Here is a 14,631-nt window from a genome sequence, read left to right on the forward strand (position 1 = left end):
GGCGAACTTTCGTTTTTGTGATGAGCCGACAATGCGGCAAGCCAGGATCAATCAGGAAGTTTGTTGAATTTCCGGAGGCTCTTGTCGACGAAGGATTCGGGCAGGAAGCGGCGGATGAAACGCACCTGCCCTGCTGCTTTCCCGGCCGTGTAGCGTCTCTTCGGCGATGGCGCGTTGGCGGCCTTGACGACGGTTGCGGCGACCACCTCGGGCGCATCGCCTTTTGAAACGATCTCGCGCATCAGCTTCTCCGCATCGGCGCGCACTGCATCATAGACGGCAAGCGGCCGGTCGGGGCGCGTGATGTTCTCCTCGAAGGAGGTGCGGGTGACACCCGGTTCGACTAGCACGACGCGGATGCCCTGTGTGCGCACTTCATGGTCGAGGGATTCCGAATAGCCTTCGATCGCGTGTTTGGTCGCAGCGTAGAGCGCGTTGAAGGGCGCCGGGATCAGCCCAAGGATCGAGCTCAGGTTGATGATCCGGCCGCTGCGCTGCCGCCGCATCACCGGCAGCACCGCATTGGTCATGCGCATCGTGCCGAAGACGTTGACGTCGAATACGGCTTTGGCCTGCGCCGTCGTCGATTCCTCGGCGCCGCCGAGCAGGCCGATCCCGGCATTGTTGACCAGAAGGTCGATCCGTCCCGTGCGTTTCAGAACCTCGTCGACGACGCTCTGCACGGATTGATCGTCGATGACGTCGCAGACCAGCATGGTGATGCCGTCGGGGGTGTCGGCCATCGGCTTTCGGCTGGTGCCGAACACCCGGCAACCGTCGCGCCGCAGCGCCTTCGCCGTCACCAGCCCGATGCCGGAGGAGGCCCCGGTGACCAGGGCAATGCCGCGTTCTCTCTTGCTCATTGACGTCTGCCTTCATTTTTGTGGTGGAACATCCATGCGCATTCTGTTACTATCAAATCGATAGCAAGTCACTACTAAAAAGATATCGACATGAAGAATCTTTCCGAACAGCCCTGCCTAATCGCCCGCAGCCTGGCGCTCGTCGGCGATGCGTGGAGCATGCTGATCATGCGCGACGCCCATGCGGGGCTGACCCGCTTCGATGAATTTCGCAAAAGCCTCGGCATCGTCCCGACAATGCTGACGGGGCGGCTATCATCGCTGACCGAGGAGGGATTGCTGGAAAAGCGTCGCTATTCCGAGCGTCCGCCGCGCGACGAATATGTGCTGACGGAAGCCGGCCGCGATTTTCTGCCGGTGCTATTTGCAATCGGCGCCTGGGGCCGCAAGCACCGCAGCGGCGGTGCAGTCACCCGCTTCTTCGACGCCGAGACCGGAACCGAGATCGATCCCGTCACCATCGACCGCGCGACCGGCGCGCCGATTGGAACTCGTCCTATTCGTATCGCCGCACCCGAATGCGAGCTGCCCGCGGCAGATGAAGCGGCACCTGACAATACCCTTTGAAAGCGATGTCAGTATCCCCCCGCCATCACCGCCTCCGGCGATGGCGAGGGTGATCCTCAAATCAAAACCCGCGGCCCCAATCGAGCGCTACGACTGCTGCAGCCCATAGAGCAGCGGCATTAGTCCTGCGAGCGCCCTGAAGCGCTCCCACGACTTGGACGAAGGCTTCGTCCAGCCTGTTTCGGCAAGCGCGGAAAGGCGTGGGAAGACGAGGCGGTCGAAAACGGCGCGATCCGTCATCGGCTCGGACCAGATGCAGGCCTGGATGCCGAGGAGTTTCTGTTTCTGCTCTGCCGTCCAGCCGCCGATGGGATCGAAATTGTAGAGCTTCTCGGCATCTGAAGTCCCCGCCCAGCTGGCGCCGGGTTCATCCCAGTCGGGCCTGAGCGCCATGTCGAGGTAGTAGACCTGTCCGGGGCAGACGACGATTTCGTAGCCGCGTTCGGCAAGTTCGGCCGAGACCTCGACATTGCGCCAGCTGCAGAGATAGCTTTTCGATTTGTCGATGACATCGCCGTGGGCCGCCTCTTCCCAGCCGCCGGTGATGCAGCCCTTGCTCGCAAGGAAGCGCTGGACACGGTTCAGGAACTCCGCCTGCAGGATGGCGGCACCCGAGCCGTGGATGTCGTCGGCACCGTGGGTATTGGTCACGACGTTCAGCCGCTTGGCATGCGCATCGGCAACCTCGTCGCCCGCCACGCTGCGCAGGCGCTCGAGCGCTTCCGGCGAGCCGGACCATGCGCCAAGCGGAACTTCGTCAGCGCCGAGATGGATGGTCTTGAACGGAAAGAGCTCGATGAGTTCCAAGAGGATCGTCTCGATGATCTCATAGGTCTTCTCGCGGGCCGGATTGATGCAATTGTCGGGAAAGCCCTGAACCGAATAATAGCTGCCGACCTCGGCCGGATCGCGCAGCTCCGGTATCGCCTGCAGCATGGCGTAGCAATGGCCGGGGACATCGATCTCCGGCACGATCTCCACGCCGAAGCTCTTGGCATGGGCGACGATCTCGCGGATTGCAGCCTTGGTGTAATAACCCCCGGTGCGGGCCGGGCTCGAACCGAGCAGCGGCGGAACGGCCAGGCCGTGGCCGCGCCAGGCGCCGACCGCGGTCAAATCAGGATAGGCGTCGATCTCGACGCGCCACGCTTCGTCGTCGGAAAGGTGCCAGTGGAAACGGTTGAGCTTGTTCCAGGCAAGCACCGCCAGCAGCTTCTTGACCTCGGCCGCACCGTAGAACTGGCGGGCGACGTCGAGATGCAGGCCGCGCCAGCCCATTGACGGCTCATCGACGATCTCGCCGGATGCCGGAAATTGGAAGACCTCGGGATGCAGCCTTGCACCGCGCCAGATCTGGCCGAGTGTGACGAGGCCGTAGAGGAAGCCGGTCTGGCTGCTTGCCTCGATCGTGATCGCCTCACCCTCGAAGGTCAGCCGATAGGCCTCTGGCCCGAAGCCGCCGGCATCCTTCAGGGCAACCAGAACCGCGCCTTCCGCCTCGCTCCGCACGATGCCTTCGACGGCGAAGAGATGTTCGACCAGCGCTGCGAAGCCGCGGGCTGCTGCCTCCCCTGCAGCGCTTTGTGCCTGCGGCGCAAAACCGGCCGGCAGCGGACGTCGGGAAGTGACGGACACATGGTTCGGCCAGGGGATGATCGACACTTGAACGGGCGCATTGACGGGCACCGGATAGATCTCGGCGCCACGCTTCAATGGCGCGTTGCTGACCGAAGATCGCGTCGGCTCTATTGTGAGCACGATCGTGCTGCCATCGGCCAGAGCGAGATAACCGCTCGTCGCACCGTCCGTCCAGTGGCGGAACTGCCAGCTCAGCGCGTAGACCGATATCGTCCACGTCTCGCAGGCGCCGAGAACGAAATTATCAGGCGGCTGGAATTCGGTGAAATTCGAAAGCCGCTTCGAAACCGTGGCGCCTTCGACGCGCCCGGCCGGATCGACACGACCCGGGCCGCTGACGCAGAGGGAGAAATTCGAAAGCGGCTCGGTGCCGAGGTTCTTGAGGCGCAGGACGTAGGAAAACTCCTTCCCGTCCGCAGGCGGGTTCCAAAGGGTTTCGAGCCGCAGGGCTTTCGGTCGCGATATGGGCATGGTCACTCTTCCTTCTGAAGATCAGGTCTTGAGCATTCCGGCGTAAATGCCGGGAGCGGAATTGGGGATTGGCATGGCCCCGACGGCCTTTTCGTAAAAGGCAGAAGGGCCGACATCGCCGATGATCGCATAGGCATAGCCCATCGCTTTCAGGTCGTTCAGGCTGGCAAAAAGCAATGCCCGGCCGATTCCGAGCCCGCGAAGGCCTTCGTCGACGCCGGTCGGTCCGAAGAAGCCGCGCGCCGTGGCTTCATGGCAGGAAAAACCGACGAGCTTCTGCTCGCGCGTGGCGATGAAGCAGCTCGGCGGCTGGCGGGTCATCGCGACGGAGGCCTCGCTCGCCCATCCCTCGCCGAATTGTTCTGCGATCCAGCCGGTGATCAGCCGGAATTCCGGCGGCAGGGCCCGCCGGATCACCACATCCTCGCGCCCCATTCGTTCGGGCGACTGATCGTCCTGCGGCAGGGTGGAGAGGTTGACGAGATAATCCACTTTGCCATCCTTCAGCTGGAAACGCCGAGTGCGCGCATGAAATGGTTGGAGCCGACCTGCTCGATGACAGTCGATTCAGGACGGCTGAGCGAGCGTACCTTTTCCGCCTGTTCGAGGAAACGCGCGCTTCCGCCGGTCACGAAGGGCCTGCTGCCGTCCGGAACGGCCGAAAGCAGCAACCTTGTATAGGGATGGCGCGGATCGGACAGAACCGTATCGGTATCGCCCCATTCGACCATCTGGCCGGCGAACATGACGACGATCTCTTCGGCCACATGCGCTGCCGTCGCGATGTCGTGCGTGATATAGAGCATGGCCAGGTCGTTTTCGCGTTTCACTGTCGCCAGCAGATCGAGAATGTCCTTGCGGATGGAGACATCGAGCATCGAGGTCGGCTCATCGGCGACCAGCACGCTCGGCGCGACGGCTAGCGCCCGCGCGATATTCACCCGCTGCCGCTGGCCGCCGGAGAGTTCATGCGGGAATTTCTGCCTGGTCAAATCGGGCTCCAGCCCGACGCTTGTCAGCAGGCGGGCAATCTCTTCGGCAAGATCCGTCCTGAAGCCGCTCTGCCGATACAATTGCAGCGGCCGCGCCAGATGATGGCTGACCGTAAAGGCCGGGTTGAGCGACGAGAACGGATCCTGGAAGACCATCTGCACCGCCCTGCGGTACTGATGCTCATCCTTCGCCTCGCCGCGGGCGGTCAGATCCTGCCCGCGGAAAAACAGCTTGCCGCCCGTCGGCTTGTCCAAGCGCGCGATGATGCGGGCGCAAGTCGTCTTGCCGCAGCCGGATTCGCCGACCAGCGCCAAGGCCCGACCGGGAAAGAGCGAGAAGGACACACCTTTCAGCGCGTGTACCGGGCCGAAATTACGCTGGATGTTTTCGAGCCGGATCACGGCGTCGGTGACAACAGGATTTGTCTCCGCCTTCATGCCAAGACTCCCGAGTGATGCGGATTGCCCGGAAGCTGGGGAATGGCATTCCAAAGCTTGCGGGTGTAATCGTGCAGCGGCGCCTCTGCGACCTGGCGTACATCGCCGACTTCGACGAGTTCACCGTTCAGCATGACGCCGATGCGCTGGCAGAGCTGCGCCATCAGATGCAGGTCATGGGTGATGAAGAGCACCGAGAAACCATAGCTCCGCTGCAAATCGACGACCTGCTCGAGGATCTCCCGCTGCACAACCACGTCGAGAGCCGTCGTCGGCTCATCCATGATGATGAACTCGGGCCTCAGCGCCAGGCAGATGGCGATGACGATGCGCTGGCGCATGCCACCCGAGAACTGGTGCGGGTAATCGCCGATGCGATGCGTGGGAATGCCGACGAGGCGGAACATCTCCTCAGCCCGAGCCCTTGATTCCTCATGTGAGCAACCGGTGTGCCGGCGCAGAACGTCATGGAATTGCGCCTCGACCCGCATCAGCGGATTGAGCGAATTCATCGCGCTCTGGAAGACCATGCCGATGCGCTTCCAGCGGATTCTCTGCAACTCGCGTTCCGGCAGCCTCAGGAGATCTTGTCCGTCGAGCCTTATGCTGCCGCCGCTGATCCAGGCGGGTGCCTTGGAAAGACGGGTGATGGCATAGGCAATCGTGCTCTTGCCGCAGCCGGATTCGCCTGCGAGCCCGAAGATCTCGCCGCGGGCGATATTGAAGGAGACCTCCTTCACGGCGCGGAATTCTCCCTTGTCGACGAGATAGTCGACATTGAGCTTGTCGATTTCCAGAAGATTGTCGCTCATCGGCCGAGCTCCAGTTCCCGGTTGCGGGCGCGGGTGAGACGGAACCAGCGTGTCAGCGCCGGGCCGGAGCGAAGCTGCGGGTTGGCGATCTCGTCGAAGGTGAAATTCAGCAGAGCAAGACCTAGCCCCGTCACCGCGATGCCGAGCGCCGGCACGCCGATATCCCACCATGCGCCAACCATGATTGCCGAAGAATTTTGGGCATTGTAGAGCATCGTGCCCCAGGAGACTTTCAGGGGATCGCCGAAGCCGAGATATTCGAGCGTCGTCTGGGCAACGATGGCGTAGATGATGCTGCCGACGAGATTGATGCCGATCAGCGTCGTCAGGTTCGGCAGGATTTCCACGAAGATGATGCGCCAGGCCGGCTCTCCGATCATCTTGGAGGCCGTGACGAAGTCACGATTGCGAAGCGCCATGGTCTGCGAGCGTGTCATGCGAGCACCCCAGGGCCAGGAGGTCAGCGCGATGATCGCCATGATCGTCATCGGCCCAACCGTGCCGGCGAAGGAGGCGAGCAGGATCAAAAGCGGCATGTTCGGCACGACAAGCACGGCATTGGTCGCAAGATCGAGCACCGCATCGGTCCTGCCTCCGGCATAACCGGCGATGAGGCCGATGGCCGTGCCGAGAACGGTGATGGCAATGCCCGTGGCAAAGCCGACGGAGAGAGAGCTGCGGGCGCCCCAGACGAACTGGCGATAGACATCCCGCCCCATCTTCGTGGTGCCCATGACATGTTCGATCGACGGCGGCTGATGCGATCGCCCGACACGCGCTCCAGGCTCGCCGGGCGCAACGATCGGCGCAAACAGCGCCATCAGCCACAGAGCCACGATGATGACGAGGCCGGCCAGCGCTTTCTTCTGCCTGAGGATAGGCCGCAGCGTAAAGCCCATCATACGGCCTCCCGCAATCGGGGATCGACGAGCCCGTAGATGATGTCGACGAGGAAGTTGGCGCCCAGCGTCGCGAGCGTCATCAGCAGCAACTGCCCCTGGATGACAGGGTAATCGCGGGCGATGCTCGCAGTATAGAGCGTCAGTCCCAACCCCGGATAGTTGAAGACGATCTCGGTGACGATCGAGCCGCCGAAGACGGCGCCGAGCATCAGCGCTAGGTTGGTCAAAACGGGAAGCATGGCATTGCGTGCGCCGTAGCCGAACATGACGGTGAGGTGGCTGAGCCCCTTGGCTCGCGCCATGGTTACATAGTCCTCGCCGAGTACCGAGATCATCGACGAGCGCATCGTCGTCTGGAACTCGCCGATCAGAAACGGCGAAAGCGTCAGGACCGGTAGGATCGCATGCATGAACACGCTGCCCGCGAAGGTGAAATTGAAGGCGGGATCGAGGTTCGGATCGTAGGCATAGCCGACAGGAAACCAGCGTAGCGAGACCGCGAAGACGAAAAGCGTTGTCAGGGCCACGATAACCGGCGGCACCGAAATCATGATCACGGAGAGCGGCGAGACGATCGTGTCGAAGCGTCCGCCACGGCGCCAGGCCGAGATGGCGCCGAGCACGACACCAACGCAGAGCGAAAAGATGATCGCGGTGCTGACGAGAAAGGCTGTCCAGAGCGTCGAACGGCCGAGAACCTGGACGACGGTCTGGGGGTAATATTTGACCGAGACGCCGAGATCGAGGGTCGCCAACCCCTTCACATAGTCGACGAACTGCCAGAGCATCGGCTGGTCGACCGCGCCGAAGCGCGCCTTGATCGCCTCGACGGCCGCAGGTGTCGCCCGCGGACCGAGCTGGGCAATCATGGCATCGACCGGGCTCCCCGGCATCAGCCGGGGAAGAATGAAGTTCATGACGATGGCGAACGCCAGGGCGACCGCATAGACGCCGAGGCGCCGGCTCGAAATACGCATTCCTGCACCCGCGAGGTTTATTGGACCGGCTTGAGGCGTAGCAGATGCATCAGGCGCATGCGGTTGTTGTCATGATCTTCCGGGTTCATGACGGGATCCTTGTCGGTGACCCAGCCGGTGAAACGCTTGCTGGAGAACTGATACCAGGTCGGCCCGTTGAATACCGGCACGACAGGAAAGTCATCGGCGATCAGCAGCTGGATGTCGTTGAAGATCTTCTTGTGATCGTACTCTGACGTCGCCTTCAGATACTGATCGAAAAGCGCGTCCAGCTTCGGGTTCGAATAGCGCGAGGGCGCGCCGGTGATGCGCCCGCCATAGGCGGTCGACAGGCTCTGGTAATAACCGCGGAACGGTGTTGCGCCGTCCGCGCGGGAGTTCATGACGACCTCGAAGCTGCCATCGATGATCTGCTTGCGCCATTGTTCATATTCCGGGGTGGCAACCGACGCGTTGATGCCGGCAGCACGCAATCCTTCGACCGCGATCTGGACGGCGTCGATCCAGTCCGTCCAGCCGTTCGGAACGATGATCGGAAAGGCGAGCGGCTTGCCGCTCGGCGTGGTGCGGAAGCCGTCAGCACCCTTCTTGTAGCCGGCATCGTCGAGAATCTTGTTGGCCTTCTCGGTATCGAAGCCCATGAAGGCGTCCTTGTCGCCTTCGGCGCCCTTGTTGCGCCAGGTCTCGAAGCGCGGCGGCAGGCCGGTCGCATGCTCGTTGACGACAGGATAGCCGAAGCCGGCAATATCGACCATCGACGCGCGGTCCATGGCGAGGCTGAAGGCATGGCGGAAGTTCAGGTCCTTGTAGGCCTCGAGGTTGCCCTCATTGCCGCTCTTGAAGTTCATCTGGAAGGCGACGGTCTCGGCTGGCGGCTGCCAGTAGCCGTTATGGTCGGGATCGAGCGCCACGAAGGTCTTGTCGATCTGCGGAATGAAGGAGCCGATCCAGTCCATATTGCCTTCCGGCAGGATGGCAAGCATCTGGTCGTTGCCCGAGATCTGCGGCAGTCTGAGGCAATCGACATGCAGCGAGGCGGCATCCCAGTAGTTCGGGTTGCGGCATTGCTCGTAGACGTGCGGCGTGAAACGGCGCAGCTCCGTCATCGGGCCTGACCCGACCGGCTTCTCGTTCTTGAAGGCGACCGGATCGGAAACATCCTTCCAGATATGCTCGGGAACGACGGCGAGGTCTGCAAGCGTTTCCGGGAAATCGGAGTTGACGGCCTTGAGATCGATCCTGACCTCGGTCGGCGACGGCGCCTCGACGGAGGCAACGGTCTCGCCGACGCCGACGGTATCGAGCGCGGCGTTCTTCAGCATGAGATCGATCGTGTATTTCACGTCGGCCGAGGTCAGCGGCTGCCCGTCGGACCATTTCACGCCGGGCCGCAGCGTATAAGTGACCGATTTCATATCCTCGGAGAATTTATAGTCGGTCGCCAGGCGAAACACCGGCTTGCCGCCATCCTCGGCATTGAAGATGACCAGGGGCTCGTAGATGAAATCCATCGTGCTCTGTCGGCGGCCGGCAAGGTCGAACGGATTGAAGTTCTGAACCCAGCTGCTCTGCTCCTCGATATGCATCGTCAGCACCGACTCTGCGGCTGCACCACCCGTCCCAAAAACGACGAGCGCCGTCAGAGCGGTTGCCGCCGCAAAGCTGGCGCGCATGGAATTGTTGCGGATTGCACTCTTGCTCAATCTCATTCCATCGTTCCCCTGTTGTTTATTTTTGAAGTCAATCAAATTGATTTAATATTGATAGTCAGTTTCCTGCCGACACGTCAATTGCCGATCTCAAACTTTTTGCAACGGTCTCCGGGCTAGTTCACTATGTTGTTTTATAAAGATAATTCAGGCGTTAATAATTAATGTACCTTTAAGTACCATAATTGTTTTCAACGATGGCGAATCGACCTGCTCGAACATTGGTCGATAAGCATGAGGCTGCTCGCCACGGCCGGGATGTTCCCCGGGATGCAACACATTCAACTTCTAAGAGCGGGTCGAATTTCCCATGACGAGCATCAATACGAACAATTCAGCGATGTCTGCCCTTCAGACGCTGCGCAACATCAACTCCAGTCTCGAAACGACACAGAACAGTGTTTCCACCGGCTATCGGGTAGACACTGCATCCGATAATGCCGCCTACTGGTCGATCGCAACCACGATGCGGTCCGACAACAAGGCGCTCTCCGCCGTGTCCGACGCGCTCGGCCTCGGCGCAGCAAAGGTCGATACTGCCTATACGGCCATGGACAATGCGATCGACGTCGTCGACGAGATCAAATCCAAGCTTGTCGCGGCAACCGAGGACGGTGTCGACAAGTCGAAGGTCCAGGAAGAAATCAGTCAGCTTCAGGAACAGCTGCTGAGCATTGCCCAGTCGGCGTCGTTCTCCGGTGAGAACTGGGTCGCGGGCGCGGATGGCACGAAAAGTGTCGTGTCGTCCTTCGTTCGCGACGGCTCCGGCGCCGTTTCCGTTAAAATGACGGAATACGCTTTGGACACCAGCTCCACCGGCAATGTGTTGTTCGGCATGAGCAGCGGAACGATCGATACCTCGGCGGGCATCCTCGGAACGGCTGACGCAAACGGCGATTCCGTCTATTCGCTTGATATCACCGACTTCACCACCGGTCAGATCCAGTCGGCGCTGTCGACCATCGAATCTGCGCTGTCGGCAATGACCTCTGCCGGTGCGCAACTAGGTTCGATCTCGACGCGCATCGATCTGCAGGAAGACTTCGTCGGTGCGCTTTCCGATTCGATCGACTCGGGCGTGGGCCGGCTGGTCGATGCCGACATGGAGGAGGAGTCGAGCAAACTCTCTGCCTTGCAAACACAACAGCAGCTTGCGATCCAGTCGCTATCGATCGCGAATTCGTCGTCCCAGAATATCCTGTCGCTCTTCCGCAGCTAAGCACCGGATATATAGGACGCTCGGACCAAATCCGTCGATCACACGATCGAGCCTGGCCTACCCGGTCAGGCTCGATCGCGTTCATTTCACTGCGTGCAAATTTGTGCCGGCGGGTCCCTATCCCTCCTGTCCTCATCCGAACTATGGTGTCGCGATCGGCGAAATCGCGGTTCACCTCTGAGCCATGCTGTCCGTCGTCTCGATCGCAACCACGATCGGCCTTAGTCTTCGCACCTCAGGGCGGAGAACGCAGCGCGCGGGATCATCGCATGTCGGAACGACTTGAATCTGCCCGTCCTGATGAAACGCCCGCCATCGTCTGGCTCGGCTTCCTGGCGATGTGCGTCGGCATGTTCATGGCGATCCTCGACGTCCAGGTGGTGGCGACATCGTTGCCGACCATCCAGTCGGCGCTCGGCATCGATCCGGACCAGATGAGCTGGATACAAACGGCCTATCTCATCGCCGAAGTGGTGGCGATCCCGCTCACCGGCTTCTTGACCCGGCTGCTGACGATGCGATGGCTGTTCGTCATTGCCATCAGCCTGTTCGTCGCCGCCTCCGCCGGCTGTGCGGCGAGCGGCAGTTTCGGCGAGTTGGTCGCCTGGCGGGTGCTTCAGGGTTTTTCCGGCGGAACCCTGATCCCCTCGGTGTTTTCGGCCGTGTTCATTCTCTTTCCGAACGAGCGGCAGGCGCTGGCGACGACGATCGCCGGCGTGCTTGCGGTGCTGGCACCTACCGTCGGGCCGATCGTCGGCGGATGGCTGACGCAGACCTATTCCTGGCACTGGCTGTTCCTGATCAACATCATCCCCGGTATCGGCTCCGCGATCCTGGCGGCACGGTCCTTGCCGCGGCAGGCGACTGATCCGTCCGAACTCAGGCATCTTGACGGTCTGTCGCTCCTGCTGATGGCAACCGCGCTGACAACTTTGGAACTCAGCCTGAAAGAGGCGCCGACGAGCGGCTGGATATCGACCTATGTGCTCAGTCTGCTGACGATCTGTCTTACATCGGGAGGCGTGTTCATATGGCGAACGCTGCGCCGACGCCGTCCGATCGTCGATCTCGGCAATTTCGGCGACCGGAACTTTCTGGTCGGCTCGGTTTTGAGCTTCGTGCTCGGCATCGGCCTCTTCGGCTCGGTCTATCTCATGCCGGTCTATCTCGCTTTCATCAGGGGACACGACGCCCTCGAAATCGGCATGACGATGCTGGTCACCGGTATCGCGCAATTGATCACGGCGCCGATCGCAGTGGCGCTGGAGAAGCGGATGGATGCGCGATTGCTGTCGGCCGCCGGTTTCGCTCTCTTTGCGATCGGTGTCGGGATGAGCGCTTTTCAGGATCCTCGTTCGGATTATGATGCGATGTTCTGGCCGCAGGTTGTGCGCGGCGTCGCCATCATGTTCTGCTTGCTGCCGCCGACGCGGCTGGCGCTCGGTACACTGCCGCCAGAGCGCATCCCCGATGCCAGCGGACTTTTCAACCTGATGCGCAATCTCGGCGGGGCAATCGGCATCGCTCTGATCGATACGATCATCTACACGCGCTCGGAGCCGCTGGGACAAGGCCTCTGGACCCGCCTTCAAGCCGGCGACGTCGAGGCTGCGTCATTCGTCGGCGCGCCTCTTCAGACGATAGCGGGGCGTAGTGGCAGTTTCGACGCGGATACGACGGCACTGCTCGATCCGCTGGTCCAGACCGCGGCAAGCGTCCAGGCAATCAACGAAGCCTGGATGGTGATTGCCGTCCTGACCGGCTGCGCCCTGCTCTCCGTGCCCTTTGCCAGGCGGCCAACGTCAACGTGAATACTGGGGTTGACGAAACCGCTCTGAAGAGAATCGACCAAGTTGTTGAAAAACCTGGAGCGAGACTGATGCTGAGATCGGGCTTTCAGCTTCCTCGCCGCGAGTTAGTCTCGATGCTCAGGCATTTCTTTCAGCTGATCTTTTGTCCGGGACGTAACTGCGTGAACGTCACCATCTTCATCGCGCATGAAGTCCAGATCGCTGATCGGCACGGAAACAGGTTTCGCGCCAATGCCGAGAAACCCACCGACGTCGATGACGACATTTGCGCTGGTGCCTGAACCGTGCACGTGGTCCACGCTTCCAACCTTGTCGTCATCTGCGCGGTAGACAGTAGCGCCTTCAAGGACTGCGGGCGTTAGTTCGTCGGTGCCAAGTCTCACGTGCTTGCTGTGGCCCATTTTCAAACTCCTCCGTTCGAGCCCATGTGAAAGCCACCGGGGTGCAGTTTGTTCCTGCGTGAGGCTAATGGCTGACGCTCAAGAGCTATCGGCCTTTGGGAACCGTTGTCGCTCCTGGTTGTCTAAGCTCCGGTAGAAGAACGGTTAACTTGGCGAATGGGTTGAAATCATCAGCCGTGCCAAGCCCCATGGCCCTATCGCGCAATCGTAGCGAAATCTAACCTACGATTTCGGCTTGAAGAACCTATCGGCTTCCTTCATCGCGTTCTGCGCCGAGCCGTACAGCGCGCTTACCGCAGCGCGCATTTCGGCAAACGCCTGCGTGGTTCGTGGCGAAATGTAATCGCCTCTTGCTTCAGCATTGAGCCGCAAAGCTCTCTCGCAATCGGCGGCGATTCTATCCAGCTCCGGGGAAACCCGATAGAGCCGTTCCAAAATGGCGTCGATGTCACCCTTGGCGCGTTCAGACATTCGTTCTGCCATCAAACCCTCACCGTTGTGTCTTTTTTCCCTGCAGGAGTCGAAGAACTCCTAAAACAGTGTTCCCTGCTCGGCTTCGTCAGCTACTTTCATGTCCGCGTCGCCTCGGCAGCGAAGTTCCGTCTCCGCGCTGAAGCGGACGTCGGCATCCCGATCGCAAGCGAACGCCCGCGATGCCGCAATATCCAGCCGATCCCAGCTTTTGCCACGCTCGGGGCCTGAAGGTACTCGTGGCAAAAGGCCCGGCTCGCTGCTCCATTTCACCAGTTGCTCGAAGGTGGATTCATTCAACATGTCTCGCAAATGGTGTGCGGTTACGTATGCATCGGGCATTGCGCGGTGGGCGGGAAGGCCCATCGCGTGCACCAGTCCCTCGGGCATACGCAGATACCGGAGCATCTGGTTGGAGAACCTCGGCAGGTCAGGCCACAGCCGAAGTGCGCATTTCCACGTACATATCCAGGCCGATCCGCCTGTAAATCTGGGGGTGCAGTAGCGCTGCTCGAAACTTGCCCTATGTGCAGCCAGTGCGATCACTCCACCTTCCGGCCGTAAGACGCTGGAGGCGATTTCTTTCCAAAAAGGTGCCGTCGCGACCTCCGCGTCCACGATGTGATGTATTGCCATCGTCTCAGGAGAGATCGGTCGCCCTGGATTTATAAGCAATGATCCGCGCTCATCGTCCACCCGCCATCCCCCGTCATGACCAAGCACGACGTCCTGCCATCCGATCTCGCAAACATCATTCTGGCCATTCCCGGCTGTTTCGAGGTCAACCACCCGGATGCGAGATTTATGATCTACAGGTTTTGATAGGATCCCACTGCTCTCAATCAACATATTTATCTATTTCGGCCGAATGCCGTAAAAGTCCAGATATCACTCGGACACGATGCGACGGACTTGCTAACGATAGTCGACAAGGTGACGTGCTTAAGCTTAGCGACATGGCTAAAAGAGGCCTGCTCCGCCGCTAGCACTGTTCAATTTGGAGATTATTCCGAGCGGTAGGTCGCTATGCCCAATGTTCCGGAAAGTACGGTGGCCACCTACTAGGCCTCAGAAATCGGGACTTTACGCGACGGCGTCTCGCCTGTATTCCAGCGCCACTTCAAATCGCCTGCCGACTCGTTGGTTTTCGCGCTTTGAGCAACAAAAAGGGCGCTCCCCGGACACGGGTTGAGCGCCCTATAAGTTTTTCTCCATTGCAATCGCGGACCGAGGCCAGCGCCTGGCAATTGGATATGCCGGTCGATCAAACCCGACGGCAACGCGTGATTTTCGGAGACAAAAAAAGAGGGCCGACGGTAAACCGTGGCCCATTAATTGTGGAGATATAAACCTCCAGAGG

General features: G+C 60.5%; 14 protein-coding genes. 3 read left to right on the plus strand and 11 right to left on the minus strand.

What is annotated here, in order from left to right; genetic code table 11:
* Positions 1-47: 47 nt before the first annotated feature.
* On the minus strand, positions 48-863 hold the full coding sequence (locus RLCC275e_RS29760) for an oxidoreductase (protein WP_033183565.1): 816 nt from the start codon (positions 861-863) through the stop codon (positions 48-50).
* A gap of 90 nt (positions 864-953) precedes the next feature.
* On the opposite strand from RLCC275e_RS29760, the gene RLCC275e_RS29765 reads away from it, so the two are divergent.
* The gene (locus tag RLCC275e_RS29765) at positions 954-1,430 is read left to right on the plus strand and encodes a winged helix-turn-helix transcriptional regulator (protein WP_033183564.1); all 477 of its coding nucleotides are present in this window, start codon (positions 954-956) and stop codon (positions 1,428-1,430) included.
* Positions 1,431-1,517: 87 nt separating this feature from the next.
* Here RLCC275e_RS29765 and RLCC275e_RS29770 read toward each other — a convergent pair whose 3' ends face one another.
* Genes RLCC275e_RS29770 through RLCC275e_RS29800 form a run of 7 tightly spaced genes read right to left on the minus strand, consistent with a single transcriptional unit; the run spans position 1,518 to position 9,369 of the window.
* Positions 1,518-3,539 (minus strand): beta-N-acetylhexosaminidase, encoded by a 2,022-nt coding sequence (locus tag RLCC275e_RS29770; RefSeq protein WP_033183563.1) that lies wholly within the window; start codon positions 3,537-3,539, stop codon positions 1,518-1,520.
* A 21-nt stretch (positions 3,540-3,560) separates the two neighbouring features.
* Positions 3,561-4,031 carry a GNAT family N-acetyltransferase gene (locus tag RLCC275e_RS29775; protein WP_033183562.1) on the minus strand — a complete coding sequence of 157 codons (471 nt, stop codon included), beginning with the start codon at positions 4,029-4,031 and terminating at the stop codon, positions 3,561-3,563.
* An 11-nt stretch (positions 4,032-4,042) separates the two neighbouring features.
* The gene (locus tag RLCC275e_RS29780; protein WP_033183561.1) at positions 4,043-4,969 is read right to left on the minus strand and encodes an ABC transporter ATP-binding protein; all 927 of its coding nucleotides are present in this window, start codon (positions 4,967-4,969) and stop codon (positions 4,043-4,045) included.
* Positions 4,966-5,781 (minus strand): ABC transporter ATP-binding protein, encoded by an 816-nt coding sequence (locus RLCC275e_RS29785; RefSeq protein ID WP_033183560.1) that lies wholly within the window; start codon positions 5,779-5,781, stop codon positions 4,966-4,968. The genes RLCC275e_RS29780 and RLCC275e_RS29785 overlap by 4 nt, the downstream gene beginning before the upstream one ends.
* On the minus strand, positions 5,778-6,680 hold the full coding sequence (locus RLCC275e_RS29790; RefSeq protein WP_033183559.1) for an ABC transporter permease: 903 nt from the start codon (positions 6,678-6,680) through the stop codon (positions 5,778-5,780). Before RLCC275e_RS29790 ends, RLCC275e_RS29785 begins: the two co-directional genes overlap by 4 nt.
* Positions 6,680-7,660 carry an ABC transporter permease gene (locus tag RLCC275e_RS29795; protein ID WP_033183558.1) on the minus strand — a complete coding sequence of 327 codons (981 nt, stop codon included), beginning with the start codon at positions 7,658-7,660 and terminating at the stop codon, positions 6,680-6,682. The genes RLCC275e_RS29790 and RLCC275e_RS29795 overlap by 1 nt, the downstream gene beginning before the upstream one ends.
* Positions 7,661-7,677: 17 nt before the next feature.
* A complete protein-coding gene (locus RLCC275e_RS29800) occupies positions 7,678-9,369 on the minus strand; it encodes an ABC transporter substrate-binding protein (RefSeq protein ID WP_033183557.1) in 1,692 nt (563 codons plus the stop codon).
* A 310-nt stretch (positions 9,370-9,679) separates the two neighbouring features.
* On the opposite strand from RLCC275e_RS29800, the gene RLCC275e_RS29805 reads away from it, so the two are divergent.
* The gene (locus RLCC275e_RS29805; RefSeq protein ID WP_033183556.1) at positions 9,680-10,588 is read left to right on the plus strand and encodes a flagellin N-terminal helical domain-containing protein; all 909 of its coding nucleotides are present in this window, start codon (positions 9,680-9,682) and stop codon (positions 10,586-10,588) included.
* Positions 10,589-10,857: 269 nt separating this feature from the next.
* Positions 10,858-12,399: a DHA2 family efflux MFS transporter permease subunit gene (locus RLCC275e_RS29810; RefSeq protein ID WP_033183555.1), complete on the plus strand. Its 1,542-nt coding sequence runs from the start codon at positions 10,858-10,860 to the stop codon at positions 12,397-12,399.
* 104 nt (positions 12,400-12,503) lie between these two features.
* Here the strand turns inward: RLCC275e_RS29810 and RLCC275e_RS29815 are convergent, their stop codons facing one another.
* From RLCC275e_RS29815 to RLCC275e_RS29825, 3 genes are all read right to left on the minus strand, one after another.
* Entirely contained in the window at positions 12,504-12,800 is a 297-nt protein-coding gene (locus RLCC275e_RS29815; RefSeq protein WP_033183554.1) for a PRC-barrel domain-containing protein, read from the minus strand.
* 222 nt (positions 12,801-13,022) lie between these two features.
* Entirely contained in the window at positions 13,023-13,283 is a 261-nt protein-coding gene (locus tag RLCC275e_RS29820; protein WP_033183553.1) for a hypothetical protein, read from the minus strand.
* A gap of 48 nt (positions 13,284-13,331) precedes the next feature.
* Positions 13,332-14,120: a DNA polymerase III subunit epsilon gene (locus RLCC275e_RS29825; protein WP_050516852.1), complete on the minus strand. Its 789-nt coding sequence runs from the start codon at positions 14,118-14,120 to the stop codon at positions 13,332-13,334.
* Positions 14,121-14,631: the final 511 nt, after the last annotated feature.

This window comes from Rhizobium brockwellii (genome assembly GCF_000769405.2).
Classification (GTDB): domain Bacteria; phylum Pseudomonadota; class Alphaproteobacteria; order Rhizobiales; family Rhizobiaceae; genus Rhizobium; species Rhizobium brockwellii.